We start from the raw sequence: 26300 nt of genomic DNA on the forward strand, positions 1-26300 counted from the left end.
CGAACTCGGCACGGGAGTCGAATCCGTCACCCGCGCTCGCCTGGGATTGACTCGGCTGCAGCGCCCTGCGTCGAGGGCCACACCCACCGGCCCGACGTTGTGCGCAGTGAGGCACGGACGTCGTCAGCGCGGGCTTCGTTCTCGATGACGTCGCGCCAAGCCCTGAACAAGTCGCGGGTGTCGATAAGCGCCCCGCCGGCCTCGACGAGGGGGGCCAGCTCCGCATCGTTGGCCAGCGCTACCTCGCGTGTTGACGGGTCTGCGGTGCGCCAGGCATTGACGATGTGCCAGACACTGTCGGCCGGCCGACCGGCCTCGGCGGCGTAGAACGTCGAGGGACGCCCGACGATCTTGGAGATGTCACCAAGCCTCGCACCCTTGCTGTAGCCCTTGATCTCCACCAGGCAGGTCCAGGCCCCGTCGAGGTCGGTGACGCGCAGGTCTTCGAGCTTGGCTCCTGTCACGGCGTCGTGGTGGTCGTCCATCGCGCGCACACCGAAGCCGAGGTCTCCCAGGGCGTCCTGAACCGCCGCCTCGAGCGCCGCGCCGTCCGCAGTGAGCAGACGTTGTGGACCGTCAGCGGCCGTAGCGGCTGCCTGCTCCAGCTTCGCCGCGGTGATCGATGCGCGCTCGTCGAGCGCTGCGATCACCTGCGCGCGCTCCGCAGCGATGTTGGCCAGCTCTCTAGCCGCCTCTCGGACTTGCGGTGCACCCCAGACCGGCCCCGTGGCCCAGTCCGGCTCGGAGGGAAATCGGCTCGGGTCGTGCACTCGCAGCTCGTTGAGCATGAGCGCTAGCCACTGGTCTTCGTGGGTGGTGTAGTCGGGAAGGACCCAGGTCCAGATCCCGTCGGTCATTCCGCGGCGGGTGCAAATGAAGCTCACCACGCCGTGCTCTGCCCCGACCGTGGCGAGCGGCGTCATGTAGGCCTCTCTCGCGGCGCTGAACACTCGGCGGGGCGGCGCGGGTGCCGTCTCTACGATCGAGCGCTCGACAAGGGCGCGAAAGCGGGGATCCGGTCCGGCTGTGATGGACCTGGCGTGCGACTCCTCCAGGAGGCGCGGCGAGAACGTGGTGCCCCACCCGTCCGTTCCTAGGTCCCAGAAGTCGTCACCGCCGAACGACAGGACGTGCACGTCATCGGGCGTCGAGGGCTGGAGGTCGAAGCTAACGAACAGGTCCCAGTCCGAGGGATGGAGCACAGGCACGTCGACGCCCAGCCGGCCGACGGTGGCCCCATAGGGGGCGAGCTTCGCGAAGAGCTCGTCCGGCATCTCATCGAACAGGACCCGAGGGTGAGGTGCGTCGTGCATGAGCCGAAGATAGCCAGCCCGGGCGTGCGCTGTCGCGGATCGCAAGCGGCAAAGCACCGAACTACGCACGACCTCGTCGCCACGTGCCTACGGGAGCGCTATTCCTTGCCCGCCAGCTCTGGTACATCTGTCGCGAGTGCCGGCGCCGAATCCCCTGGTCCCCGCCAACCGACTGCCGTACGTAGCTCACGAGCCGTGGCTGGACAGTGCTGTGTAGGACAGGCATAGCTCGACCTTAGGCGCGTTAACTGCAGCGAGGGTCGCGATGGCGTACTCGGCCGTCGCCATCCCGGCCTCCGCGAGCTCACCGCGCAGGTGCCGGGCGTAGCGCAGGCGCGGCCGTTCCGGACGAGGCCGGACCGCCCGCCACCGACGCCGGGCATGGAGCTCGTCGGGCTCGTCGCACCGGTCGTCCGGCTCGTCCGGGTCGTCAGAGGGAAGGTTCGGCTGCAGGGTCATCACGCCTCCTCGGTTCGCGCGACGCCCGCCGATCGGGGCCGCGCGACCACAGTGCGCCGCGCCGCCACGGTCGCGGGCGCTACCTGCCCGGATCGGTGGACGGCCGTGCGCGCAGCTGTGGCTGTGGTCGCGTCGAGCACCTCGCAACCGACGCCGCGAGGAGCGACGGCACGTGGCCGGCTGTGTCACGCGCCCGCGTGGGTCCCCCGCGTCGGCCCCTCGCGTCACTGCACGGGCGCGATGCCGTCCACGTACTGCCAGCCGTCGTCGCGGACGAACCGGCTGCGCTCGTGCAACCGCCCGCGCGCGAGCCCGGACGTGTACTGCGCGACGAACTCGACGACACCCTCGTCGTCCCACGGCCCGCCCGCCTCGACGCCCAGCACGACGAGCCGGCGCCAGACCAGGTCGTCATCGAGCTCGAGCGTCGGCGGCCTCGTCGAGCGGTGCCATGAACGCAGCAGGTACGCGACGTCCCCGACCGCGAACGCCGTGTACCGCGAGCGCATGAGCGCCTCGGCGGTCGGTGCCGGGCGCGACCCGTCGAGCGCCGGGCCGCAGCACGTGCCGAACGCGCCGCCGCCGCACGGGCACGGGTCGTCGGGGGCAGGCATCACCGCGGGTCCCGCAGACCCAGCCGCTCCAGGTGCGCGCTCGTGAACACGCCACGCGGGTCCAGCCGCTCGAACAGCGCACGGGCGTCGGCCAGCCGCGGCGTCACGCGTGCGACGGCGTCGGCGGACATCCCGTGGAACTTGCCCCAGTGCGGGCGTGCGTCGAACGGCGCGAGCGCCGCCTCGATCGCGGGCAGCAGCGCGCGCACGTCGTCGGCCCGGTTCCTCCAGGTGAAGTGGAGTGCGACGACGTCGCGCTCGTACGCGGGGCTGAGCCACAGGTCGTCGGCGGCCGCGGCCCGCAGCTCGGTGATGAGCAGGACGGGCGCGATGCGCGGCGCGAGAGTGCGCACGGCGCGGATCGCGTCGGCGGCCCGGCGACGTTCGACGAAGTACTCGGTCTGGATCTCGTCGCCGTTGCTGGGTGTCGAGTCGAGGCGGAAATGCGGCAGCCGCTGCGACCACGGCCCCGGCACACCACCCTGCGGCGTCAGGTTCTCCTCGCTGCCCGCGACCAGGAAGCCCTCCGAGCTCGGGTCGCGCGCGACGCCGAACCACGTGTCCGGTACGTCGTCCGATCCGTCCAGCCGCGTCTTGCGCCAGGTCTGGTCCAGCGTCGGTTCGTCCCACGTCGTGAAGACGCTCACGCTGTACGCGGCGCCCAGCACGCCGTCCAGGTCGTCGAGCAGCGCGTCCCACGGCAGGCCGTGGAACACGTCCTGCCGCACGCGGTAGGAGGGCTGGACGTCCAGGGTCACGCGGACGACGACGCCATAGGCGCCCAGCCCGACGACGACACCGGCGAAGTCGGGCTCGCCGCGGCGGATCGTGACGAGCTCGCCGCCGGCGTCGACGTAGGTCAGGGCGGCGACGGCCGTCGACAGGACGCCGTTCCCGATCCCCGACCCGTGCGTGCCCGTGGCGACCGCCCCGCCGATCGAGATGTGCGGCAGCGACCCGAGGTTGTGCAGGGCCCAGCCGCGCTCCTCGAGCCAGGTGGCGAGCACGCCGTAACGAGTCCCGGCGCCGACGGTGACGGTCCGCGCGCTCTCGTCGAGCACGGGGTCGGCCGGGACGCCCGTCACCGTGACCAACGTGCCGGCGGTGTCAGCCAGGTCGTTGAACGAGTGCCGCGTGCCGAGCGCCCTGACCCGGCCGCCCGCTGCGACCAGGTCGCGCACCTCGTCGACCGAGGTCGCGTCCACGAGTCGAGGTGCGGTGAACGTGTACGTCCCGGCCCAGGTCTGCGTGATGGTCACGCGCTCGATCCTCGTTGCTGGGCGCCGATGCTGCCATGGGCGGTCCGGCCACCGGGACGCGCGACGAGGCGTGGGGGCCCGGCGTCGTGTGCCCGACCCCCACGCCGCCGGTCAGGCCACCGCGCAGGTGGCCGTCGGTGTCGTCGTCGTCCCGTTCTTGTAGAACGTGATCCCGAACGAGCTCCCCGACCCGTTGGGACGCGCCGTCACGGTGCCGTTGCTGCTCGAGACCGCCGCGTTCCAGCTGCTCTGCACCGTCTGGCTGCCGCTCGGCCGCACGGTGACGACCCAGCTGCTCGAGCCGCTGACCGTGAACGTGACGTTGAACCGGTCCGACCACTCGTCACCGCGCGCGACGCTGACGGTGCAGGAGCCGGTGGTGCCGCCGGTCCCCCCTCCGGTCCCGCCGCCCGTGCCCGTGCCGGACGGGGCGACCGCGCGGCCCGTGTCGGGCGAGATGGTGCCCGGGCACAGGTTGCGCCCCTTGAGGTCCGTGAAGATGCCCGGCAGGGCCTGCAGCGTCGCGGCCGGCCAGTCGTGCATCAGGATGATCTGGCCCGCCCGCAGCTGGCTCGCAGCCTGCCGGATCGCCGTCGCACTCGCGTTGTTCCAGTCCTGCGAGTCGACGTCCCAGATGATCTCGCGCAGGCCGAGCGAGGACTCGACCGACTTCAGCGTGCTGTTCGTCTCGCCGTACGGCGGGCGGAACAGACGCGGCGCCGTGCCGGTCGTCTGCTGGATGACCTGCTGGGTCCGCGAGAGCTGCGACTGGATGTCGGACTGGCTCATGGTCGTCAGGTGCGGGTGGTCCCAGCTGTGGTTGCCGATGGTCAGCCCCGCGGCCGCGTAGGCGTTCAGCAGCGCGGGCTGCGCCTGCGCGTTCTGACCGGTCGGGAACACGGTGGCCGTCGCGCCGGCGGACTTCAGGGCGTTGATGAGGCTGGTCGTGTTGCCGGCCGTCGGGCCGTCGTCGAACGTCAGGCCGACGTAGCCGGCCGAGCAGCTCCCGGCCCAGCCGGTGCCCGTCGTGCCGCCGGTGGTGCCACCCCCTGTCGTGCCACCACCGGTCCCACCCGTGCTGCTGCCCGACGTCGAGCACGTGGCGGACGGCGTCGTCGTCGTGCCGTTCTTGTAGAACGTCACGCCGAACGTGTTGCCGGACCCGTTGGGCGTGACCGTGCGCGTCGAGCCGCTGCCCGACACCGTCGCGTTCCAGCTGTTCTGCACGCTCTGGTTTCCGTTCAGGGCCAGGTTGACGGTCCACGCCGACGAGCCCGACACCGCGTAGGTGACGTTGAACCGGTCGGACCACTCGTCGCCGCGCGTCGCGGTGACCGTGCAGCCGCTCGACGTGCCGCCACCGGTCGACCCGCCGCCCGTGCTGCCGCCGCCGGTCGAGGTCGACTCGCCCACGGTGATGCTCGAGCTCCCCGAGCTCTGGTAGCCCTCGGTCGCCATGATCATGTAGTTGTGCGTACCGAGGTTCATCCCGTAGCGCGCCCACGCGTCGAAGTGGTTGCCGGTGGTGATGGTGCCGCCGGTCCGCTTGGACTGCCGCACGCTCCAGAACTGCTTGAACGTCGAGCTGTTGCCCTCGATCGACGGTGCGTTGGTGCGGGTGGTCTCGTAGATGTCGTACGTCCCACCGTCGGTGGTCACCGTGCCCTTGAAGGTGCCGGTGGGACGGTAGGTGCCCCAGTTGTCGACGATGTAGTACTCGACGAGCGGGCCCGTGGTCCACCCGTACAGGGACAGGTAGGCGTTCCCGCTCGGGTTGAACTGGCCCGAGTACGTGACCGTGCGCCGACCACCGGTGGCCCAGCCCTTGCCCGCGACGAAGTTGCCCGTGTTGCTCCACTGCGTCGAGTAGGCGCCGCCGCCGTTGAGGTTCATCGAGACCGTGCCGGGGCTGTCGGTCCAGAACGAGTAGTAGTAGCCGCCGTCGTTACCGGTGCCGTTGGACGTCACCGCGGCCGCGGGCATCGCCATGGCGATACCGCCGACGACGAGCGTCGCAACGGCGGTCAGCAGTGCGGTGACGCGACGCAGCGGGAAGGGAACCGACGACGGGCGTCGTCTGCGCCCGGTCGTCGACGGACGATCGATGATGGACATGCGTGCACTCCTTCGTGCCGTGTGGACGTGCGCCGGCCCCGAACCCCCGCAACACTGCGGCCCCTGGACAAGCCGACCTCGGTATCGATGTCGATACCGTTATCGGCGCACCCTCCTCGTCGAACCGCTTCCCATGCCAGACCTGGCGAGCGGCGAATCGTTTAACCGCTGCTCCTCGCCTGAACTGCTGCCGCTCGCCCACCGCTAGCTCCCGCCGAGCAGCCCGGCGGCGAGGCTGAGGACCAGCGGGACCAGGCCCAGCAGCACGAACGCCGGCAGGAAGCACAGCCCCAGCGGAAGGACCAGATGGACACCGAGGCGTGCGGCGGCCTCGCGGGTCCTGGTCCGACGCTCACGCCGGAGCTGGTCCGCACGCGCGCGCAGGACGAGGCCCGGCGCGACCCCGGAATGCCACGCCGACTCGAGCGCGTCCGCGAGGGGACGCGCACCGTCGGGCGATCGCGCCCAGGCCGACGCCCACGAGGCCCCCAGCAGCAGCGCCGCGCCGGCCCGACGCAGCGCAGCACCCACCTCCCCGCCCATCGCGTCACCCACCACGTCCAGCGCGCGGGGGACGGGCGCGCCCGCCACCAGTGCAGCGTCGACGACGTCCAGCAGCAGGACGGGATCCACGACGACGGCGCGCCTGCCCGCGGACCGGCCTGCCCACCACCGTGACCGGGCCGCCCCACCTGATCCACCCGATCCACCTTGGCCGGTCGCGCCGAGTCGACGAGCGCCACGTCGACGGTGCCCGCCGGCCTCCGAGCGCCCCGCAGCCCACCACCACGGCGAGAGCGCCACCAGCATCGCGACCGCGCAGAGCACCGCGGTCATGATGAGCACCGGGCCCACCGTGGCCACCCACCCCGCCGGGCACGCGGCCCGATCACGACCCACCTCCGGCACGCCTCAGGAGTGCACGGCTCCAGAGACGTCCACCGAGCAGCAGGCCCGCGCCCAGCAGTGCGGTCGTCGTCCCGAGGCCCCCGCCGAGCAGGACCGCGATCGGCCGTGCACCCAGCACCATGCCGACCAGCAGCCCGAGGACGGGAAGCCACGCGAGCACCCGCGCGGTGGCCCGTGGCCCGGCGACCGCCGCGCGCACCTCCGCGGCGGCCTCCTGGTCGGCCGCGAGCGCGGCCGCCAACCGGTGCAGCACCTCGGCGAGGGGTGCACCGAGCCGGTCGGCGGCGACGCACGCGACGACGACCGACGCGCACCGGCCCGGATCCGCATCGCCGCGTCCGGCGCCCACCGCCATGAGGTCCGCGGCCGTGGGCGTGCCGGCGGGGTCGGCCAGACCTCGCGGGAGGGCACGTGACCAGGCGTCGGCGGGTCTCGCCCCGGCCGTGAGCTGGGCAGCGACCTCCAGGAGCACGCCCGGAAGGTCGGCTCCGGTACGGGATCGAGGCTCCGCGTCGCGGTCCGGGTCCCTGGTCGCCGCGGGTCGCCGGCCCGTCGGCGCCAGCACCGCGACCGCCGCCGCGCACGCGACTCCCACGACGATCACGCGACACCCCGACCGGCTCGGCGCAGTCCCAGTCGGTCGGCGAGCGCCGGCCAGCCGGTCCCGAAGACCGTGGCCCCGCCCGCGTCGGCGGTGATCGCCTGCACCACCTCCAGCCCGGGACCACCTCGCACCACGCCGACCTCGGCCAGGTAGCGCAGCGCTCCCGAGCGTCGTACGTGCAGCACCACCTCGAACGCGGTGGCGGCCTGCGCCTGCACCGCCGCGCGCGACAGCCCGGCCAGGGAGCCGAGCGCTTCCAACCGCGCCGGGACGTCGACCGCCGCGTTGGCGTGCAGCGTGGCGCAGCCGCCGTCGTGGCCCGTGTTCAGTGCGGTCATCACGTCGCTGACCTCGGGCCCGCGACACTCCCCGAGCACGATCCGGTCGGGGCGCATCCGCATCGCGTGCCGCACCAGGTCGGCGAGGTCGACGCGGCCGGCCCCGTCGACGTTGGGGCGACGCGCCACGAGCCGGACCAGGTGGGGGTGGCCGCTGGTGAGCTCGGCCGCCTCCTCGATCAGCACGATCCGCTCGTCCGCCGGCACCGTGGCGAGCATCGCCGCCAGCAGGGTGGTCTTTCCTGCGCCCGTCGCGCCGGTGATCAGCAGGTTCGTCCGGGTCGAGACGAGGTCACGCAGTACCGGGAGCAGGGTCGGTGCCACGGTCCGTGCCGCCACCAGCTCGTCCAGGCTGAAGGCCCGGCCGCGCACGGCACGCAGGCTGATGAGCGTCCCGCCCGCCGCGATCGGCGGGAGCACGGCGTGCAGCCGCGTGCCGTCGGGCAGCTGCGCGTCCACCGCAGGCGCGGCGTCGTCGAGCCGGGCGCCGCCTGCTGCCGCGAGGCGCACGGCCAGGGCGCGGACGTCGTCGTCCGTCCCCAGGTCCACCGACGTGCGACTCATGACCCCCGCTCGGTCCACCCAGACGTCGTGCGGCCCGTTGACCAGCACGTCCGTGACCGAGCGGTCGTCGAGCAGCCGCTGCAGCGGTCCCGCCCCCAGCACGGCGTCCCGCACTGCGCGGACCGTCTCCGCGAGCGCCGCGGAGCCCAGCACCTGTCCTCGGGCACGGGCCGCCTCCTCGACCGCGCGGACCACGACGTCGGGTCCGCGCTCACCCTGCCGCGAGAGAGCGGCCCGGACGTCGGCGAGCAGCTCCTCGCTCACCATGGCGCACCACGCTCGAGCGCCGCCGCCACGGTGCGCGCGGCACGCCCCACCCGGCCGTCGGCCCGGAGCCCACCGTGCTCGACGCCACGGGCGAGCCGGCGGTCGTCGCGCAGGACGGCGGCGACGGGCAGCGCGAGCGTCCGCGCCACCTCGGCGGTCCCCAGCCCTCCTCGCGCCCGCACCACGAGCGCCGCCCGCGAGTCCGGACGCGCGCGGAGCGCACCCGTCACGCCGGCGAGGGTCCGCGGCGCGACGAGCAGGACGACGTCGCACGCCACGTCCCCGGCGCGCCCCAGGTCCACGACGACCGCACCGCACTCGCGCACCAGCGCCGCCAGCACGTCGTCGACCACCGCCACCTGCGGCGCACCCGCACCCGCACCGACCGCGGGCCCGAGCACGGCACAGCGCCCCCACCGGGGCAGCAGGTCCAGCAGCTGCCGGCCGTCGACGGCACCGCGCGCACCTGCGAGGTCGGGCCAGCGCGCGCCCGAGACCTGCTCGAGGCCGAGCAGGAGGTCCACGCCGGCGGACACCGGGTCGAGGTCGACGAGCACCGTGGCCGTCCGGCGGGCGATCCGGGCCGCGAGCACCGCCGCGAACGTCGAGGTCCCGACTCCGCCGACCGCGCCGACGACACCCACGACCACGGCACCGCGCGCGGCGCCGACGCGCGACGGGTGCGCATCGTCGGTCCACGCCGAAGCCGGGCGCAGGTCGTCCCGGTGGCCCGACGTCGGCGCGGGTACCAGCTCCCGCTCGGACACGCGGACCGCACGCTCCTCACGCACCGGCCACACACCCATCCGCCACCTCCGACCGCTCACGACCACCGGCGAGCCGGCTCCGCCCGACCCTGCCCACGCAGCGTGCCCGTCCCGCACCAGCACCCGCGGCTACCGCGATCGATCTGTGGACGGGGATGCTCGCTCGGCGTGCCTGTGGTCGCCTCGACGCGCGTTCGTCGCCGATCCGTCACCTGCCCACGCCCCGCGTGTGGGTGCTCCGGGCTACGCTCGCTGCGACCGCACCGCCGCCGGGCCCGGAGCCCGGACCACACCCGGAGCAGCATGGACGCCGACGCGAGCACCGCCCGACAGGCGGCGTTCTTCGACCTCGACAAGACGATCATCGCGACGTCGTCGGCCACGGCGTTCTCGCGCGGCTTCCTGGCTCAGGGGCTCCTGACCCGCAGGTCGGTGCTGCGCACGGCATACGCGCAGCTCGTCTACCTCATGGGCTCGGCGGACGAGGACCAGACGGAGCGCCTGCGCGTCCAGCTCTCACGCATGGTGACAGGCTGGGACGTCGCCCAGGTCTCGGCGGTCGTGGGCGAGACCCTGCACGAGGCGATCGACCCGACCGTGTACGCGGAGGCGGTCGCGCTCATCGAGCGCCACCATGCGGAGGGCCGGGACGTGGTGATCGTGTCCGCCTCCAGCAGCGAGATCGTCGAGCCGATCGCCGCCGTGCTGGGCGCCGACCACGTGATCGCGACCCGGATGGGCGTCACCGCCGGCCGGTACACGGGCCAGATCGACTTCTACGCCTACGGCGAGAACAAGGCGGTCGCGATGCGCGAGGTGGCGCAGCGCGAGGGCTACGACCTGGCCGCCAGCTACGCGTACTCCGACTCGATCACGGACGCGCCCATGCTCGGCGTCGTCGGCCACGCGTTCGCGGTCAACCCCGACCGGACGCTGCGGCGCCTCGCGGAGCAGGAGGGCTGGGGCGTGCTGGCCTTCACGCGCCCCATCTCGTTGTTCGCGTTCGCTCGCAAGCCCGCGTCGCTGGCTGCGCTGGGCGTGCTCGCGCTCGTCGCCACGGGTATCGCGGTGGGCTGGTACGTCGGCCGACGACGATCGCGCGCCTGAGGAGTCCGCATCTCGGGACCCCCGTCCCACCATGCGAGCACCCCGTGGCGACGACCTGCATCGACACACCGTCCTCTTCCCTTCCTGCGCGAAGGGGCGTAGCAAAGGAGTCACAACTGCAGAGCCGCGAGGGAACCCACGAGCAGGAGAGCCCACCTATGGGCAGGTCGACCGGGCTTGACCCGGAGCGAACCAACACAGAGCGCGCTTGATAACCCCCGGTGGCAGATGACGATGGCGCTCCCCCTGCGGGCGCCATCGTTGTGTCCGGGCCCTGCGAGCAGGCCGGGTCAGGCGTCGAGGCGCCCGGCGCGCACCGCCTCGGCGACCGCACGCGCGGCACCAGCGCCGTCCACGACCGCGTCCGCGCAGGCCACGACCCACGCGCCGACACCGCTCGGTGTCCCGGTCGCGAAGCCCGCGGCCGCTCCCAGGTAGGCGTTCGGGGTCCGCGCCCACGCGCCCTCTGCGATGACGGACCCCGTCACGTCCAGCCCGCGCGCGGTGACCAGCAGCCGGGCGGTCGCGCGGGCCACGACGCCGTTGCCGGCGACGAACGGCCGCAGCGCCAGCAGCTCGCCGTGGACCACGGCCGCGACGACGAGCGCCGGAGCCTCGCTCGTCGCGACCACGCGCCCCAGCAGCTCCAGCCGCGCCGCGAGCTCCGCGCCTGTGGGTGCCGCACCCAGACCGGTGAGGTCGCGGGGTGCACGCGTCCCGCGCAGCCGTCCCAGGTCGTCCGGCACGACGAGCCCCGCGGCGGCCGCCGCGTGGATCCGCGCGACCAGCTGCGGCAGGGGCGGCAGCACCGACGACGACTTCCCGCCGAGCTCCGGCATCAGCCGCTCGACGAGCGCCGCCGCCCGCAGGGCACCCCGCGCGACGAGCTCCGTCGCCCCGTCGTCGGGCGAGGTCAACGCCATCGCCCGCACGGCGTCGAGCGGGACGCGCGCCCCGTCCACCGCCGCGCTCGCGCACGCGGACCGCACCCCGGACTCGGCGCGCACCTCGCGCCACCGCCGTCGGAAGGCCTCGTGCCACCGCAGCTCGTCGCACGCGGCACGAGCCCGTTCCCCGGCCTCGACCACCGCAGGCAGGTCACCCAACGACGCCAGGACATCCACGCGGGACACCCTAGGCTCGCCGCTCCGCCGAGCGCGCCCGACATCCACCGAGCGCACCCGATGCAACGGGCGCGCTCGGTGCGTTCGAGGCGCGCTCGGTGCGGCGGCGCGCGCCGGTCGCGAGGTCCGCCCCGATCCGGTGTTGACTGGCCGCATGTCGTCGCCGAGCGTGTCGTCGTCCATCACCGCCCGCCTGCAGGTCGAGGCCCGCCCGACGGCGGTCAGCGAGCTCACCACCGCGATCGAGCAGGCCGGGGGCATCGTCACGGCGCTCGACGTGACGGCGTCGGGCCACGAGCAGATGACGGTCGACGTCACGTGCGCGACGCGCGGCGAGCAGCACGCGGCGGACATCGTCGAGGGTCTGAAGGCACTGACGGGCGTCGTCGTCGACCGCGTCAGCGACCGCACGTTCCTCATGCACCTGGGCGGCAAGCTGGAGATCACGTCCAAGGTCCCGCTGCGCAACCGCGACGACCTGTCGATGGCCTACACGCCGGGCGTCGCCAGGGTCTGCGAGGCGATCGCCGCCCACCCCGAGGACGCGCGCCGCCTGACCATCAAGCGCAACACCATCGCGGTGGTCACCGACGGCACCGCGGTGCTGGGCCTCGGCGACATCGGGCCGCTGGCCGCGCTGCCGGTCATGGAGGGCAAGGCCGTGCTGTTCAAGCGGTTCGCGGACATCGACGCGTTCCCCATCGCGCTCGACACGACGGACGTCGACCAGATCGTGGAGTCCGTGTGCGCGATCGCGCCCGTCTTCGCGGGCATCAACCTCGAGGACATCTCCGCGCCGCGCTGCTTCGAGGTGGAGCGGCGGCTGCGGGAGCGGCTCGACATCCCGGTGTTCCACGACGACCAGCACGGCACGGCCATCGTCGTGGTCGCAGCCCTGACCAACGCGCTCACCGTGGTCGGCAAGGACATCCGCTCGGTGCGCGTCGTGATGTCCGGCGCCGGCGCGGCGGGGACGGCCGTGCTCAAGCTGCTGCTGGCAGCCGGTGTCACGGACGTCGTCGTCGCGGACGTCGACGGCGTCGTCCACGCGGATCGCCCGGGGATCACCGAGCAGCTCGCCTGGACCGCGTCGGTGACCAACCCGCGCGGTGCGACGGGCACGTTGCGTGAGGCGCTGCGGGGCGCCGATGTCTTCATCGGCGTCTCGGCGCCGGACGTCATCACCGGCGACGACGTCGCGACGATGGCCGACGACTCGATCGTCTTCGCACTCGCCAACCCGCGACCCGAGGTGGACCCCGACGAGGCCGCGCTGCACGCCGCCGTCGTCGGGACGGGACGCTCCGACTTCGCCAACCAGATCAACAACGTGCTCGCGTTCCCCGGCGTGTTCCGTGGCCTGCTCGACGCGCAGTCGCACGCCATCACCGACACCATGCTGCTGGCCGCCGCCCGCGCGCTGGCGTCCGTGGTCAGCCCCGACGAGCTCAACCCGACGTACATCGTGCCGAGCGTCTTCAACCCCGAGGTGACCACGCGCGTGGCGCAAGCGGTGGTCGACGCAGCGCGCGCAGGCACCCCGGTCTGACCAGGCACGACGGTAGGCTCGCGGCATGTCCGACACCGCCGCGGAGGGGGCGCCCGGCCCGGCCCCTGCGCGCCGCCCGGCGACGCTCGAGGAGGTCGCCCGACGCGCCGGGGTGTCGAGATCCGTGGCGTCGCGCGCCATGAACAACGTGCGCAACGTCAGCCCGGCCAAGCGGGAGGCCGTCGCGCGCGCGGCGCACGAGCTCGGCTACTCCCCCAACCCGACGGCGCGGGCACTGCGCACCCGCACGGCCGGATCCGTGGTCCTGGCCGTCTCGCACGACGACCCGACGCTGTTCGGCGACCCGTTCTTCTCCCAGGTCCTGGTGGGTGTGGCCGCCGCGCTCGAACGCTCGGAGCTGGACCTGACGCTGCTGCTCGCGTCGTCCGCGCAGGGCAAGGCGCGGCTCGAGCGACTGCTGACCTCACGCCGGTCGGACGGCGTCATGCTCATGGCGCTGCGACGGGACGACCCGCTCGCCGAGGTCGCGGCGAGCACCGACCTGCCGGTCGTGATCGGTGGGCGGCCGCTCGACGGCCAGGCACGCTGGTACGTCGACGTCGACAACCGCGGCGGCGCACGTCAGGCGGCCGAGCACCTGCTGGCCTCGGGCCGCACCCGCCTCGCGACAATCGTCGGGCCGGACGACCTGCAGGCGTCCGTCGCCCGCCACCAGGGGTTCACGGACGCCCTGGTCACAGCCGGCCTGCCGACGGACCGGGTGCAGCGCGCGGACTTCAGCGCGGAGGGCGGAGCGCGCGCGATGGCGCGCCTCCTGGCCGACTTCCCGGACGTCGACGGCGTGTTCGCCGCATCGGACAACATGGCCGCGGGCGCGCTCCGGGCGCTGCGGGCCGCCGGTCGGCGTGTCCCGCAGGACGTCGCAGTGGTGGGCTTCGACGACCTGGAGATCGCCCGCCACACCGAACCCGAGCTCACCACGGTCCGCCAGCCCATCCGCGGCCTCGGTCAGGAGATGGCCGCCATGCTGGTCCGCCTGATCGACGGGGACTCCCCCACGCCGGTCGTCCTGCCCACCGAGCTGGTGGTGCGCGGATCGGCGCCCGGCGGGAGCTAGTCCCCCACCGGGCGCCTGCACGACCGCACGCCGGCTCAGTACTGGGTGTACTTGATCCAGTCGTACGTGGCCGTGCGCTGCCCCGCGTAGCTGAACGGCCCGAGCCAGCCGTCCACCCCCGTCCCGGGCCACAGGTTGGCCATGATCCGTTGAGGGTGCGTGGGCAGCGGTCCGCGCGACCCGTTCTCCTGGTGGACGAGCTTGCCGTCGACGAACCAGTTGATGGTGCCCTGGTTCCACCACTCGATCGCGTAGTCGTGGTACCCCGCCGAGGCGTCGAACCCGAGGTCGATGAGTGTCTCGTGCCCGCCGACCCCGTTCGTGAAGTAGTTGGTCTGCATCTGCCGAGGGTTCTTGCCCAGGATCTCGACGTCGATCTCGTCCCACGGCTGCCCGTCGCTCGGGCCCGTGTAGGTGAAGAACGAGGTCACGGTCCCCGACCCGCCGGGGGCCGACTTGAGGCGCGCCTCGAACCGCCCGTACGAGTACAGATCGGTGGTGCGGTACTCGCCCGACGCGTAGGGCTTGCCCGAGCAGCCGCCCGGGCAGCTGGTCGTGTCGAGGTTGATCCCCATCACGCCGCCGTTGTGCCAGACGTGGTCGGCACGCCAGCCGGCGTTGAACATGCCGCCGTTGCTGTAGCCGTCGGCCTTGTACCAGCGGGCGGTGTCGAACGCGTCGAAGTTGTCGACGAAGCCGCCGCCGATGGCGGCCTGCGCCGGTGAACCGAGCGGTCCGGCGCCCAGGCCGACGAGCAGCGCACCGGCGAGCGCGGCGCGGCGGAGCCGGGAACGGTGCTGCGCGGAACGGTGCTGCGTGGATCCGTGATGCGTCGCCGTTGATCGCATCCGTACCTCCAGTGGTGAACGTCGAAGGGGTGAGCCCCGGCGCCGGTGGACGCCGGGGCGGTGCGTCAGCCTCGGCCTCCTCCCAGGTGCGTCAGCCAGCTGGGCCAGCTCGCGCGACCGTGCCAACCCTGGCTCGGCCACGTCGGCCAGCCGGGCCAGTGGGCGTTCGGTGTGGAGAACGTCGGCAACGCGAGCGTGATCAGCTCACGCGCCTGCGCGCTGAACCACTGCCCGGCAGCGGGGTCGACGATGCCGCGCTCGGGGTCGGTGGGGCCGCCCGTCCCGCGGTAGCACTGACCGTCCGACTCACCCGGGACCTTGATCCAGAGCAGGGCGTCGACGAGGGAGTTCTTCGTGTCCGTCGTCGGGCGCAGCCCCAGGCCGCGGCCGGGCGGGTTGCACCAGGTCTCCGCGTCCGAGTAGACACCGGCGGGCGCGGCCCACGGGCCCTGCCCGTTGCGGCTGGTGTCGACCACGAAGTGGGTGCTCGGCTGCACGTCACCCAGCGCCTGGTCGTAGCGCGACTCGATGCCGGCGGTGTTCAGCAGGGGGTCCGTGGCGGTCGGGCTCCAGATGCCCTGGTTGGTCAGCACCTGGCCGGTCCAGTCGTTCGCCGGACCGCCGCTCCAGTACTGGTTGCCGCAGCCGACGAAGTCGCCGGGCGAGACCTTCGTCGCGTACGCGATGCACTTCGAGACCCACGTGCCGTAGGTGACGTTGTTCTCCGTGTACTCATAGTTGGAGACGTTGAGGAAGAAGCCGTCGGCGCGCTGCACACCGGCCTTGACCAGCCGGTCGGCGGTGTCGCCGACCGCGAGCCAGTACGGACCCGTGCCGTCGAGGTAGACCTTCGCGTTCGGCTGCTTCTTGAGGCGGTCGACCGCGTAGTTGAGCATCTCGAACCGCTCGGCGGCAGCGTCGCGGGTGGTCGTCGCGGGGTCGTACTCGGGCGGCTGGCAGTGCTCCAGCGAGCCGTCGATCGCGGTGTACCAGGGGATGATCCCCAGACCGTCGGGCTCGAGGACGACGACCGCGTCGCGGTTGCCGATGCCCGCCGCGAACCCGTCGATCCACGCCTTGTACGCCGCCACGTCCGCGGCGCCACCGGCGGAGTACAGCGCGCAGTCGCGGAACGGGATGTCGTACGCGACCAGGACGGGGACGGTGCGGCCCGTGCGCCCGACGAGCGCACGCACGTCGTGCTTGACCTCGGCGGGCGTCCCGCCGGTGAACCAGGTGGCGCTCGGCACCGTGCTCAGCGCGAGCGCGTCCTTCTTGGCCTGGCCGCGCAGGTCGCGCGCCGCCTCGGCGGTGCTGCTGTCGGGGTTCACGTAGAGCCGGGTCTGCGGGGTCAGGACGTCGTCGCCCGCGGGGTCGGCGTGGGCGGAGCCGGCCCACGCTGGGCTGCCGCCGAGGGCGGTCAGGGCGAGGGCGGCCGCGGTCAGGGCGATCGCGCGTCGTAGGCGGGTGTTCGGGCGGGCCATCGAGGCTCCCAGGGGTCGTGCGGCGCTCCGTCGCGTCGCTGCGGTTGCTGACCGGACGATTGTGGAATCGATTCCAGTTCTGAGCATCCTGTGGGCTCGAGGGCGAAGTGTCAAGATTTGCGCGCTCTGGCGCGGCGCTCACCGGGTCAGTGCCAGGCGCCGCGCGCGTACTGCGGCTGCCACCCCGTCGTCGTCGCCGGTGCGACGTCGGCCGTCGGCTCGACGACGTCCAGCGCAGGCGCGGCGACCCCGAGATCGTGCGCCGCGCGCAGCGGCCAGGACGGGTCGCGCAGGGCGCCGCGCCCGACGAGGACCGCGTCCGCCTCTCCGTCGGCGAGGATCCGCTGGGCCAGGTGCGGGTCGTCGAGCATCCCGACGGCCGCCACGGGCAGACCCGACGTCGCGCGCACCTCGGCCGCGGCCGCGACCTGGTAACCGGGCCCGACGGGGATGGGCGCGAGCGCGTTGCCGCCTGTCGAGACGTCGACGAGGTCGACGCCGTGCCCGGCGAGCTCCTTCACCACCTGCGCGACGTCGTCGACGACGAGGCCGCCGTCCAGCCAGTCGGTCGCCGAGACGCGGACCAGCAGCGGGCGTTCGTCGGGCCAGGCCGCGCGCACGGCGTCCGCCGTCTCGACCAGCAGCCGGGCACGGTTCTCGGCCGACCCGCCGTACTCGTCGTCGCGCTGGTTGGACAACGGCGAGAGGAACTGGTGCAGCAGGTAGCCGTGGGCGGCGTGCAGCTCGACGGTGTCGAAACCGGCCGCCAGCGCGCGCCGGGCCGCGGCCGCGAACTGGCCGGGCACCGCGGCGATGTCGTCGGCCGTCATAGCGCTCGGCGCCGCGTACCCCGGGAACGCCAGGTCGGACGGCCCCACCGTCCCCCACCCGCCGTCGGCCGCGGGCACGGAGCCCGACGACGCCGCGAACGGCCGGTACGTCGACGCCTTGCGCCCGGCGTGCGCGAGCTGGACCCCGACGTGCGTCCCGCGTGCGTGCACGAACGCGGTGATGCGGCGCCAGGCCGCCACCTGCTCGTCGTTCCACAGCCCCGTGTCCTGCGGGGAGATCCGCCCCTCCGGCACCACGGCGGTGGCCTCGGCGAGCAGCAGGCCGAACCCGCCCGCGGCGCGCGCCCCCAGGTGCACCAGGTGCCAGTCGCCGGGCACGCCGTCGGTGGCCGAGTACTGGCACATGGGTGCCAGCCAGGCCCGGTTGTGGAACGTGGTGCCGCGCAGGGTGATCGGGTCGAACAGGCTCGTCATGCGCACGACGGTACGTGCCGTCACGGCCCGCCCGGTCCTTTCGTCCCACGAACGGGATGTGATTTCGCGACAGGCTGACACCCGTGCTGACCATCGCCCAGACCGTCGACGCCCACGCCCAGGCCGCCCACCACAAGGCCGAGCTGCTGCGCACCCCGGGCCTGTTCCTGGTGCGCACCGCGCTGGCCGGCGCCTACATCGGCATCGGCGTCGTCATCATGGCGACCGCGGGCGGACCGCTCGCCGCGGCGGGATCGGGCTTCACGCCGTTGGTCCAGGGCCTGGTGTTCGGCGTCGCGCTGACGATCGTGCTGGTCGCCGGGGCGGAGCTCGCCACCTCCGCGATGATGATCCTCACCCAGGGTGCGGTCCGCGGCGTCGTCGGCTGGTGCCGCGCCGCGGTCACGCTGCTCGCCGTGCTCGGTGGCAACCTGCTGGGCGCGATCGGCTTCGCCGCGCTCGTCCACGCCTCCGGAGTCCTCGCAGCCGGGACGCCCGGGGGTGCGGTGCTGGCCGGGATGGTCGAGCACAAGGCGCACGAGACGCTCGGCCAGCTGTTCGTCCGCGGCATCCTGTGCAACCTGCTCGTCTGCCTGGGGGTCTGGTGCTTCGGCCGTCTGCGGTCGGAGGGCGCCCGCATCGCCGTCGTCTTCGCGTGCGTCATGGTGTTCATCACCTCGGGCTTCGAGCACGTCGTCGCGAACATGACGACGTTCTCGCTCGGCCTGATGGGCGGGCTGCCCGGCGCGAGCGTCGCCGAGATGGCGCGCAACATCGCCGCGGTCGGGCTCGGCAACACGATCGGCGGCGCCGTCCTCGTCGGCCTCGCGTACGCCTGCGGGACGCGGGCGCCGTCGCCGGTGCTCGGTGCGGCACCCGACGACGAGCCCACGCAGGTCGCGGTCGGCGTGCGGGCCCCCGCCGTCCCGCCGGCCGACACACCCGTGCCCACGCCCGGCGAGGGGGTCGCTGCCGCAATACGGTGAGGGTGCAGGCCGACGTCATGTCGACGCGCCGCGAGCCACCCAGGAGTCCCGATGCCCCCCGCCGACAGCGACCGCCCCACCGACGAGAACGCCGCCGAGCCCGGCCCCGACGCCACGATGACCACGGACGACGGTGCGGGTGCGGAGCGTTCGTCGGACGAGCCCGCGCTCGCACCGGCCGACGAACCGCACACGTCCACGGCGGACACGTCGGAGTCCGCACACCCGGACGAGACCGTCGCCGACGCGGCTGCGAAGCCCGCGAGCACGCCCACGGCGCCGACGGCGGTGATCGGCAAGACCGAGGAACCCGCGACCGACACCGGCCGGCACGCGGTGGTCCGCCCGGCCCCGCAGCCGCCGACGGACGTCGAGGAACCCACCCGCACGTTCGCGGTCCCGGCCCGCGTCAGCTCCCGTCAGCCGCCCGCCGAGCCTGTCGCTCCCCCTGCGCCCCACGGTCCGCCGACCGGTCCCGTGACGGCCGTCGTCGCCGCGCCCGGCACCGGACCGAGCACCAAGGAGCAGCCGGTCGTCGCGGAGACGGCACCGGACACCGGTGACACGGCCCCGCCGGAGACGACGCCGGGCTTCACGGCGCCGCCCCCGGCCGACGAGGAGCTGTTCCCCGACCCCAACGCGCCGCGGTCCACGTCCGTCGGCGCCCACATCCTCGGCGTCATCGTCGGTCTGCTCCTGGGTCCGGCCGCGGCCGGCACGCTGCTGCTCGGCCAGTCCCGGATCCTCGAGGCGCAGACCCCGGGCTGGACGGCGTCGGTCGACACGGTCGGCATCCTGCTCGTCGCCCTGGGCCTGCTGCTGCTCGGCTGGGTGGTGCTGCTGGGCGTCTGGACCCCCGCGGTCCCCATCACCGCCGGCATCGTGCTGTCGGCCCTGGGCGGTGTCGCCCTCGTCGCGCCCGGGGTCGCCCGCGACATCACGCTGCAGTACCTGGACTCGTCGGGCTGGCACCTGACCATCACGCAGGTGCTGGTCTCCGGGTCGTCGGGCACGCTGATCACCGCCGGCTTCCTGGTGCTGCTCGCCGGGTTCGCCGCCGCCTTCGCCCGCCGCCGCGGCCTGCGGCTGGGCGAGTTCCGCGAGCGCCACCGCTGACCGCGGGCCGACCCGCCTGGCGCGGCGCCACCCCCCGTTCGGGCTAGAGTGCGACGGGGATCACACCCCCGCACCGATGCCGCTGCACAGGAGGTCTGCGTGACCGAGTCGACCCCCGGTGGTCTGGAGAACCTGCTCTCCGAGGACCGCCGTTTCCCCCCATCGCCCGAGTTCACGGCCCAGGCGAACGCCCACGCCGACGTCTACTCGTGGGCGGACGCCGACCGGCCCGCGTTCTGGGCCGAGCAGGCGCGCGACCTGCTGGACTGGGACACGCCGTTCGAGGAGGTGCTCGACTGGTCGGGCGCCCCGGTGGCGCGCTGGTTCGCGGACGGGCAGCTCAACGCCGCGTACAACGCGGTGGACCGGCACGTCGAGGCCGGCAACGGTGACCGCGTCGCGCTGCACTTCGAGGGCGAGGGCGGCGACACCCGCACCATCACCTACGCGGACCTGAAGCGCGAGGTCAGCAAGGCGGCGAACGCGTTGACCGGCCTGGGTGTCGAGACCGGCGACCGCGTCGCGATCTACCTGCCGCTGGTCCCCGAGGCCGTGTTCACGATGCTGGCGTGCGCGCGCATCGGCGCCCCGCACTCCGTCGTCTTCGGCGGGTTCTCCGCGGAGGCGCTGTACTCCCGCATCGTCGACGCGGAGGCGAAGCTCGTCGTGACGGCCGACGGCGGCTACCGCCGCGGCGCCCCGTCCGCGCTCAAGCCGGCGGTCGACGAGGCCCTGACCAAGGGCGAGCACCCGGTCGAGCACGTGCTGGTGGTCAAGCGCACGGGCCAGGACGTGGAGTGGACCGACGAGCGCGACGTGTGGTGGTCGGACGTCGTCGACAGCGCGTCCGACGAGCACACCCCGGTGCCGCTCGACGCCGAGCACCCCCTGTTCATCTTGTACACCTCGGGCACCACCGGGAAGCCGAAGGGCATCTTCCACACCACCGGCGGGTACCTCACGCAGGCCGCGTACACGCACAGGAACGTGTTCGACCTCAAGCCCGAGACCGACGTGTACTGGTGCACGGCCGACATCGGCTGGATCACCGGGCACACGTACGTCGTCTACGGGCCGCTGATCAACGGGGCCACGCAGGTCATCTACGAGGGCACGCCCGACACCCCGCACCGCGGTCGGTGGTGGGAGATCGTCGAGAAGTACAAGGTCTCCATCCTGTACACCGCGCCGACGGCCATCCGTACGTGCATGAAGTGGGGCGAGGAGATCCCGTCGAAGTTCGACCTCTCGTCACTGCGCGTGCTCGGGTCGGTGGGTGAGCCCATCAACCCCGAGGCGTGGATGTGGTACCGCCGCGTCATCGGCGGCGACAAGGCCCCGATCGTCGACACGTGGTGGCAGACCGAGACGGGCGCGATCATGATCAGCCCGCTGCCCGGCGTCACCGAGACCAAGCCGGGCTCCGCGCAGGTCCCGCTGCCGGGCATCGCTGCGACCGTCGTCGACGACGACGCGAAGCCCGTCCCGGACGGCGCCGGCGGCTACCTGGTGCTCACCGAGCCGTGGCCGTCCATGCTGCGCGGCATCTGGGGCGACCCGGAGCGCTACGCGGACACGTACTGGTCGCGGTTCAAGGGCCTGTACTTCGCGGGCGACGGCGCCAAGAAGGACGACGACGGCGACATCTGGCTGCTGGGCCGCGTCGACGACGTCATGAACGTGTCCGGCCACCGGCTGTCGACCACGGAGATCGAGTCGGCGCTGGTCTCGCACCCGTGGGTCGCGGAGGCGGCGGTCGTCGGCGCGAACGACGAGACCACAGGCCAGGCGGTCGTCGCGTTCGTCATCCTGCGCGGCGACGCGGCGGGCGGGTCGGAGTCGGCCGACGAGGTGCAGACGACGCTGCGCAACCACGTCGCCAAGGAGATCGGGCCCATCGCCAAGCCCCGCCAGATCCTGGTGGTCGCCGAGCTGCCCAAGACCCGGTCCGGCAAGATCATGCGCCGCCTGCTGCGCGACGTCGCCGAGAACCGCCAGGTCGGCGACGCGACCACCCTCGCGGACAGCTCGGTGATGGACCTGATCGCCCAGGGCCTCTCCCAGCCCGGCGCGAAGCAGGAGGACTGAGGGACCGAGGCGTACGCACCTCGAGTCGTCGGGTTCCCCTCGAGGTAGTCGGTTGCGACCGACTACCTCGAGGGGAGACCGACGATCGGCGGCAGCGAACCGACGACACGAGCGGTCGGGCGGCGCCGGTGGAATGCGGTTCGGCGCGGCGCGCTCGCCTGCCACACTGGCCTCTCCCGAGCGAGAGGCGTGCCGTGGCCGACCTGATCATCCCCGCCGACCTGCTGCCCGCCGACGGCCGGTTCGGATCCGGGCCGTCCAAGGTGCGCACCGAGCAGGTGGACGCCCTCGTCGCTCGCCAGGCGCTGCTGGGGACGTCGCACCGGCAGAAGCCGGTCAAGGACGTGGTCCGCTCGGTCCAGGAGGGCGTCGCGGAGCTGTTCGGGCTGCCCGACGGCTACCAGGTGGTGCTCGGCAACGGCGGCGCGACCGCCTTCTGGGACGTCGCGACGTTCGCGCTGGTCCGCGAGCGCAGCCACCACCTGGTGCTGGGCGAGTTCAGCCGCAAGTTCGCCAAGGAGACGGCCGCCGCGCCGTTCCTGGCCGAGCCCACGGTCCAGGAGGTCCCCGCGGGCCAGGGCGTGCTGCCCGTCGCCAGCCCCGGCGCCGACGTGTACGCCTGGCCGCACAACGAGACGTCGACGGGCGTCGCGCTGCCCGTCCGGCGGGTCGAGGGGGCCGACGACGACGCGCTGGTGGTCGTCGACGCGACGTCGGGCGCCGCCGGTCTGCCCGTGGACGTCGGGCAGACGGACGTCTACTACTTCTCGCCGCAGAAGGGCTTCGCGTCCGAGGGCGGACTGTGGCTCGCGATCCTGTCGCCGGCGGCGATCGAGCGCGCTCGCCAGATCGGCGCGACCGACCGCTGGATCCCCGACTTCTTCGACCTCAACGTCGCCATCGACAACTCCGCCAAGCACCAGACGTACAACACGCCGGCCATCTCGACCCTCGTGCTCATGGACGCCCAGCTGCGGTGGTTCAACGAGCACGGGGGTCTGGACTGGGCGGTGGCCCGGACGGCGGACTCGTCGTCGCGGCTGTACGACTGGGCGGAGCGCACGGCGTGGACGACGCCGTTCGTCGCAGACCCGGCGTTCCGCTCGCAGGTGGTGGGCACGGTCGACCTGACCGACGAGATCGACGTGGACCGCGTGCTGGCGGCGCTGGCGGCGAACGGCGTCGTCGACGCCTTCCCCTACCGGGCCCTGAACCGCAACCAGCTGCGCGTGGCCATGTTCCCCGCGATCGACCCGGACGACGTGAGCCGGTTCGTCGCGAGCGTGGAGTACGTCGTCGAGCACCTCTGAGCAGCACCTGAAGCGGTTCAGGGCGTGAATCGTTTAAGGGGATCAGCGCGCGGGCGCTGACCTGGTTGGGTGACGCCGTACCAGCCCGTCGGCCGACGAAGGTGCGGCGGGCCGGTACACGCCAAACGGCTGCCGCACGCGCGGCCACCCGATGCCCCGGAACGAGGATGTCCCATGAGGTCTCGACTGTCCCTGCTGCCAGGCGCCGCCCTGGCCACCGCCCTCGTCGCGCTCGGCGCGACGTCCGTCCTGGCCACGTCGGCCCAGGCGGACACGCCCCCCGGCCTGCACGTCTCGGGCACCCAGCTCGTCGAGAAGAACGGCACGCCGTTCATCGCTCGCGGAGTCAGCCACGCGCACACCTGGTACACCTCCCAGACGGCGACCGCGATCCCCGCGATCCGTGCCGCCGGGGCGAACGCCTTGCGCGTGGTGCTCTCGGACGGCCACCGGTGGAACAAGAACGACGCCACCGACGTCGCCAACATCATCAGCCTGTGCAAGGCCAACAAGCTGATCTGCATGCTCGAGGACCACGACACCACCGGCTACGGCGAGGAGGGTGCCGCCTCCAGCCTCGACGTGGCGGCCGACTACTGGATCTCGCTGGCCTCCGTGCTCAAGGGCCAGGAGGACTACATCCAGATCAACATCGGCAACGAGCCGTTCGGCAACAACGACACGGCCAACGCCAAGTGGTCGTCGGACACCCAGGCCGCGATCAAGAAGCTGCGTGCTGCCGGCCTGCACCACAACATCGTCGTCGACGCCCCCGCGTGGGGTCAGGACTGGAAGAACGTCATGCAGGCCGCCGCGCCCGCCGTGGCCGCGTCCGACCCCGACAAGAACGTCCTGTTCTCCATCCACATGTACGGCGTCTACAACCAGGCGTCCACGATCACGTCCTACCTGGACGCGTTCAAAACGATGGGCCTGCCGCTCATCATCGGCGAGTTCGGGTACCACGCCACGTCGGCCGACGTCGACACCGCGACCGTCATGTCCGAGGCCGTCAAGCGGAACATGGGCTACTACGGCTGGTCGTGGTCGGGCAACACCGACCCGATCCTCGACATGGTCCTGGGCTTCGACCCCAAGAACGTCTCCGCGTGGGGCCAGCAGGTCCTCAACGGAGTGAACGGCATCAAGTCGACGGCCGTGACGGCGACGATCTACGGCGGCACGACGCCGACTCCGACGCCGACCCCCACCGTGACACCCACGCCGACGCCTACCCCGACGCCGACGCCGACGCCGACGCCGACCGTCACGCCGACTGCGACCCCCACTCCCACCGTCACGCCCACCCCGACCCCCACGCCCACGACCCCGCCGGTCACCGGTGCGTGCACGGCGGCGCTGCAGGTCGTCGGCACGTGGCCCGGCGGCTACCAGGCCACGGTCACGGTCAAGGCCGGCAGCAAGGCGATCACCGGCTGGAAGACGGCGCTCACGTTGCCCGCGGGCGGCACGGCCCAGGGCTGGTCGGGCACGTTCAGCCAGTCCGGCACCACGCTGACCGTCGCCAACGCCGCGTGGAACGGTGCGCTGGCCGCGGGCGCCACCACCAGCTACGGCTGGGTCGGCACGGGTTCTGCCCCCGCTGCCTCGACCGCGGTGAGCTGCGGCTGACCCGCTGACCGGGAAGGGGGTGCCGAGCCGGGGCCGGCTCGGCACCCCCGTTCGTTCATGCCTCGGGTCAGTCCCGAACAGTCCGCTTCAGGACCGCACGCAGGCGCGTGACGGCCTCGCGGCCGGCGCGGTTCGCGCCGATCGTCGACGCGCTGGGGCCGTAGCCGACGAGCTGGATGCGCGGGTCGGCGACGACGGCGGTGCCGTCCATGACGATGCCGCCGCCCGGTCCGCGCAGGTGCAGCGGCGCCAGGTGGTCGAGCGCGGCGCGGAACCCGGTGCACCACAGCAGCGTCGCGGCCTCGACGGACGACGGGCCGTCCGCCCAGCCCTCGTCGGCCGGCGACCCGTCCCACTCGACGCCCGTGGGTGTGATCCGGCTGAACGCGGGCCGCGCGACGAGCACGCCGGACTCGATCCCGGCGCGGTAGGCGTCGGTCAGCGGCAGACCCGTCACGCTGACGACGCTCTGCGGCGGGAGCCCGGCGCGTGTGCGCTCCTCGACGAGCGCGACCGCCGCCCGGCCGACCTCCGGCGTGAACTCCTCGTCGCGCCACAGCGGCGGCCGGCGCGTCACCCAGGTGGTGGTCGTGACGCGGGACAGCGCGAGCAGCAGCTGCACGGCCGACGTCCCGCCGCCGATCACCACGACGTGCCCGTCGGCCAACGCCTCAGGGGTCGTGTAGTCGTGCGTGTGCAGCTGGCGCCCCCGGAACTGACCCTGCCCGGGGTACGCCGGCCAGAACGGCTTGGTCCACGTCCCTGACGCGTTCACCAGACCACGCGCCCGCCACACGACACGCTCGTCCGGCCGGTCCACGACGTGCGACTCGACCAGCAGCCGGCCGTCGTCGTCGCGCACGCGAGCCACGCGCACGGGACGCTGCACCTGCAGGTCGAAGGCGTCCTCGTACTGGGCGAAGTAGTACGGCACCGCACGCGCGGCCGGCTCGGTCGGGTCCGGCACGAGCAGCGGCATGCCCGGCAGCTCGTGCACGCCGTGCGCGTCGGCCATCGTCAGACCGGGCCAGCGGTGCTGCCACGCGCCGCCGGGCTGCGGCGCCTCGTCGAGCACGACGAAGGTTCGCTCGGCGTCCTCCCACCCGCGCTCCCCCGCCGCGGAGAAGCCGTGGGCTCGCAGGTGATAGGCGGCCGACAGCCCGGCCTGGCCCGCGCCGACGACCACGACGTCGACATCCACGGGCGCGTCCGCGCCGCCCTCGGCGCGTTCCCGACGTCGGCGCCGGGTGTCCCGCTTCTCCCGCAGCGCACGCCGCGAACCGGCACGAGGCGCGACCGTGTGCTGCGGCTCGTCGGGTGTGGCTGCGTCGGGCACGTGATCCGGCGCGCCGACGCGCGGGACGGGTGTGGAGTGCACCGCACCCTCGTCGTCGAACGTGAGCACGAGCTCGACGGTGTCGTCCGTCCGCCGGACAGGGGCCGACCCTGCGGCTTGCTCGTCCGAAGCCGGCTCCATGGCTCCCCACGGTACCCCGGGCGCCTG

General features: G+C 73.2%; 22 protein-coding genes. 8 read left to right on the plus strand and 14 right to left on the minus strand.

Translation table 11 applies throughout. The features are described 5' to 3' along the window. Nucleotides 1-26: 26 nt before the first annotated feature. The 9 genes from IC607_RS00915 to IC607_RS00955 all read right to left on the minus strand — a co-directional run bounded on the left by IC607_RS00915 (nucleotide 27) and on the right by IC607_RS00955 (nucleotide 9248). Nucleotides 27-1313, minus strand: coding sequence for a hypothetical protein (locus IC607_RS00915; protein ID WP_191785119.1), 1287 nt, complete (start codon nucleotides 1311-1313; stop codon nucleotides 27-29). Nucleotides 1314-1499: 186 nt separating this feature from the next. Then, nucleotides 1500-1772: a DUF4244 domain-containing protein gene (locus tag IC607_RS00920; protein ID WP_191785120.1), complete on the minus strand. Its 273-nt coding sequence runs from the start codon at nucleotides 1770-1772 to the stop codon at nucleotides 1500-1502. A gap of 224 nt (nucleotides 1773-1996) precedes the next feature. Next, nucleotides 1997-2386: a YchJ family protein gene (locus tag IC607_RS00925; protein ID WP_191785121.1), complete on the minus strand. Its 390-nt coding sequence runs from the start codon at nucleotides 2384-2386 to the stop codon at nucleotides 1997-1999. Beyond that, a complete protein-coding gene (locus tag IC607_RS00930; protein ID WP_191785122.1) occupies nucleotides 2386-3645 on the minus strand; it encodes an FAD-binding protein in 1260 nt (419 codons plus the stop codon). Before IC607_RS00930 ends, IC607_RS00925 begins: the two co-directional genes overlap by 1 nt. Before the next feature lie 111 nt (nucleotides 3646-3756). Continuing rightward, nucleotides 3757-5760, minus strand: a complete 2004-nt coding sequence (locus IC607_RS17705) for a glycoside hydrolase family 11 protein (RefSeq protein ID WP_191785123.1) — start codon at nucleotides 5758-5760, stop codon at nucleotides 3757-3759. A 204-nt stretch (nucleotides 5761-5964) separates the two neighbouring features. Beyond that, entirely contained in the window at nucleotides 5965-6597 is a 633-nt protein-coding gene (locus IC607_RS00940; protein WP_225224372.1) for a type II secretion system F family protein, read from the minus strand. A gap of 52 nt (nucleotides 6598-6649) precedes the next feature. Beyond that, nucleotides 6650-7273, minus strand: coding sequence for a type II secretion system F family protein (locus tag IC607_RS00945; RefSeq protein ID WP_191785124.1), 624 nt, complete (start codon nucleotides 7271-7273; stop codon nucleotides 6650-6652). Further along, nucleotides 7270-8442 (minus strand): TadA family conjugal transfer-associated ATPase, encoded by a 1173-nt coding sequence (locus tag IC607_RS00950; RefSeq protein WP_191785125.1) that lies wholly within the window; start codon nucleotides 8440-8442, stop codon nucleotides 7270-7272. Before IC607_RS00950 ends, IC607_RS00945 begins: the two co-directional genes overlap by 4 nt. Then, a complete protein-coding gene (locus IC607_RS00955) occupies nucleotides 8436-9248 on the minus strand; it encodes a pilus assembly protein FlpE (protein WP_191785126.1) in 813 nt (270 codons plus the stop codon). Before IC607_RS00955 ends, IC607_RS00950 begins: the two co-directional genes overlap by 7 nt. Before the next feature lie 264 nt (nucleotides 9249-9512). On the opposite strand from IC607_RS00955, the gene IC607_RS00960 reads away from it, so the two are divergent. Beyond that, nucleotides 9513-10316, plus strand: coding sequence for an HAD family phosphatase (locus IC607_RS00960; RefSeq protein ID WP_191785127.1), 804 nt, complete (start codon nucleotides 9513-9515; stop codon nucleotides 10314-10316). A 290-nt stretch (nucleotides 10317-10606) separates the two neighbouring features. On the opposite strand, the gene IC607_RS00965 is transcribed toward IC607_RS00960, so the two are convergent. After that, complete coding sequence (locus tag IC607_RS00965; RefSeq protein ID WP_370525935.1) at nucleotides 10607-11440, minus strand: Fic family protein; 834 nt, start codon at nucleotides 11438-11440, stop codon at nucleotides 10607-10609. A 154-nt stretch (nucleotides 11441-11594) separates the two neighbouring features. On the opposite strand from IC607_RS00965, the gene IC607_RS00970 reads away from it, so the two are divergent. Together IC607_RS00970 and IC607_RS00975 are read left to right on the plus strand one after the other, a co-directional pair. Beyond that, the gene (locus IC607_RS00970; RefSeq protein WP_191785128.1) at nucleotides 11595-12989 is read left to right on the plus strand and encodes an NAD-dependent malic enzyme; all 1395 of its coding nucleotides are present in this window, start codon (nucleotides 11595-11597) and stop codon (nucleotides 12987-12989) included. A 25-nt stretch (nucleotides 12990-13014) separates the two neighbouring features. Continuing rightward, the gene (locus IC607_RS00975; protein ID WP_191785129.1) at nucleotides 13015-14067 is read left to right on the plus strand and encodes a LacI family DNA-binding transcriptional regulator; all 1053 of its coding nucleotides are present in this window, start codon (nucleotides 13015-13017) and stop codon (nucleotides 14065-14067) included. Between the two features lie 35 nt (nucleotides 14068-14102). Here the strand turns inward: IC607_RS00975 and IC607_RS00980 are convergent, their stop codons facing one another. The 3 genes from IC607_RS00980 to IC607_RS00990 all read right to left on the minus strand — a co-directional run bounded on the left by IC607_RS00980 (nucleotide 14103) and on the right by IC607_RS00990 (nucleotide 17664). Further along, nucleotides 14103-14915 (minus strand): glycoside hydrolase family 16 protein, encoded by an 813-nt coding sequence (locus IC607_RS00980; protein WP_191785130.1) that lies wholly within the window; start codon nucleotides 14913-14915, stop codon nucleotides 14103-14105. 65 nt (nucleotides 14916-14980) lie between these two features. Next, nucleotides 14981-16399, minus strand: coding sequence for a glycoside hydrolase family 6 protein (locus tag IC607_RS00985; RefSeq protein ID WP_191785131.1), 1419 nt, complete (start codon nucleotides 16397-16399; stop codon nucleotides 14981-14983). 146 nt (nucleotides 16400-16545) lie between these two features. After that, on the minus strand, nucleotides 16546-17664 hold the full coding sequence (locus tag IC607_RS00990) for an NADH:flavin oxidoreductase/NADH oxidase (RefSeq protein ID WP_191785132.1): 1119 nt from the start codon (nucleotides 17662-17664) through the stop codon (nucleotides 16546-16548). Nucleotides 17665-17747: 83 nt separating this feature from the next. On the opposite strand from IC607_RS00990, the gene IC607_RS00995 reads away from it, so the two are divergent. The 5 genes from IC607_RS00995 to IC607_RS01015 all read left to right on the plus strand — a co-directional run bounded on the left by IC607_RS00995 (nucleotide 17748) and on the right by IC607_RS01015 (nucleotide 24796). Beyond that, nucleotides 17748-18650, plus strand: a complete 903-nt coding sequence (locus tag IC607_RS00995; protein ID WP_191785133.1) for a formate/nitrite transporter family protein — start codon at nucleotides 17748-17750, stop codon at nucleotides 18648-18650. Nucleotides 18651-18701: 51 nt separating this feature from the next. Beyond that, on the plus strand, nucleotides 18702-19766 hold the full coding sequence (locus IC607_RS01000; protein ID WP_191785134.1) for a hypothetical protein: 1065 nt from the start codon (nucleotides 18702-18704) through the stop codon (nucleotides 19764-19766). Between the two features lie 99 nt (nucleotides 19767-19865). Continuing rightward, on the plus strand, nucleotides 19866-21854 hold the full coding sequence (gene acs, locus IC607_RS01005; RefSeq protein ID WP_191785135.1) for an acetate--CoA ligase: 1989 nt from the start codon (nucleotides 19866-19868) through the stop codon (nucleotides 21852-21854). Nucleotides 21855-22048: 194 nt separating this feature from the next. After that, nucleotides 22049-23164, plus strand: a complete 1116-nt coding sequence (gene serC, locus IC607_RS01010; RefSeq protein WP_191785136.1) for a phosphoserine transaminase — start codon at nucleotides 22049-22051, stop codon at nucleotides 23162-23164. Between the two features lie 174 nt (nucleotides 23165-23338). Continuing rightward, nucleotides 23339-24796 carry a cellulase family glycosylhydrolase gene (locus tag IC607_RS01015; protein ID WP_191785137.1) on the plus strand — a complete coding sequence of 486 codons (1458 nt, stop codon included), beginning with the start codon at nucleotides 23339-23341 and terminating at the stop codon, nucleotides 24794-24796. A 67-nt stretch (nucleotides 24797-24863) separates the two neighbouring features. Here IC607_RS01015 and IC607_RS01020 read toward each other — a convergent pair whose 3' ends face one another. Further along, nucleotides 24864-26273 (minus strand): NAD(P)-binding domain-containing protein, encoded by a 1410-nt coding sequence (locus tag IC607_RS01020; RefSeq protein ID WP_191785138.1) that lies wholly within the window; start codon nucleotides 26271-26273, stop codon nucleotides 24864-24866. Nucleotides 26274-26300: the final 27 nt, after the last annotated feature.

Source organism: Cellulomonas sp. JH27-2 (assembly GCF_014837175.1).
Lineage (GTDB): Bacteria > Actinomycetota > Actinomycetes > Actinomycetales > Cellulomonadaceae > Cellulomonas.

Coding starts and splice junctions, on each gene's coding strand:
- IC607_RS00915 (WP_191785119.1), bottom strand. CDS start 1,313: ATGCACGACGCACCTCACCCTCGGGTCCTGTTCGATGAGATGCCGGAC.
- IC607_RS00920 (WP_191785120.1), bottom strand. CDS start 1,772: ATGACCCTGCAGCCGAACCTTCCCTCTGACGACCCGGACGAGCCGGAC.
- IC607_RS00925 (WP_191785121.1), bottom strand. CDS start 2,386: ATGCCTGCCCCCGACGACCCGTGCCCGTGCGGCGGCGGCGCGTTCGGC.
- IC607_RS17705 (WP_191785123.1), bottom strand. CDS start 5,760: ATGTCCATCATCGATCGTCCGTCGACGACCGGGCGCAGACGACGCCCG.
- IC607_RS00940 (WP_225224372.1), bottom strand. CDS start 6,597: ATGACCGCGGTGCTCTGCGCGGTCGCGATGCTGGTGGCGCTCTCGCCG.
- IC607_RS00950 (WP_191785125.1), bottom strand. CDS start 8,442: ATGGTGAGCGAGGAGCTGCTCGCCGACGTCCGGGCCGCTCTCTCGCGG.
- IC607_RS00955 (WP_191785126.1), bottom strand. CDS start 9,248: ATGGGTGTGTGGCCGGTGCGTGAGGAGCGTGCGGTCCGCGTGTCCGAG.
- IC607_RS00960 (WP_191785127.1), top strand. CDS start 9,513: ATGGACGCCGACGCGAGCACCGCCCGACAGGCGGCGTTCTTCGACCTC.
- IC607_RS00970 (WP_191785128.1), top strand. CDS start 11,595: ATGTCGTCGCCGAGCGTGTCGTCGTCCATCACCGCCCGCCTGCAGGTC.
- IC607_RS00975 (WP_191785129.1), top strand. CDS start 13,015: ATGTCCGACACCGCCGCGGAGGGGGCGCCCGGCCCGGCCCCTGCGCGC.
- IC607_RS00980 (WP_191785130.1), bottom strand. CDS start 14,915: ATGCGATCAACGGCGACGCATCACGGATCCACGCAGCACCGTTCCGCG.
- IC607_RS00985 (WP_191785131.1), bottom strand. CDS start 16,399: ATGGCCCGCCCGAACACCCGCCTACGACGCGCGATCGCCCTGACCGCG.
- IC607_RS00990 (WP_191785132.1), bottom strand. CDS start 17,664: ATGACGAGCCTGTTCGACCCGATCACCCTGCGCGGCACCACGTTCCAC.
- IC607_RS01000 (WP_191785134.1), top strand. CDS start 18,702: ATGCCCCCCGCCGACAGCGACCGCCCCACCGACGAGAACGCCGCCGAG.
- IC607_RS01015 (WP_191785137.1), top strand. CDS start 23,339: ATGAGGTCTCGACTGTCCCTGCTGCCAGGCGCCGCCCTGGCCACCGCC.
- IC607_RS01020 (WP_191785138.1), bottom strand. CDS start 26,273: ATGGAGCCGGCTTCGGACGAGCAAGCCGCAGGGTCGGCCCCTGTCCGG.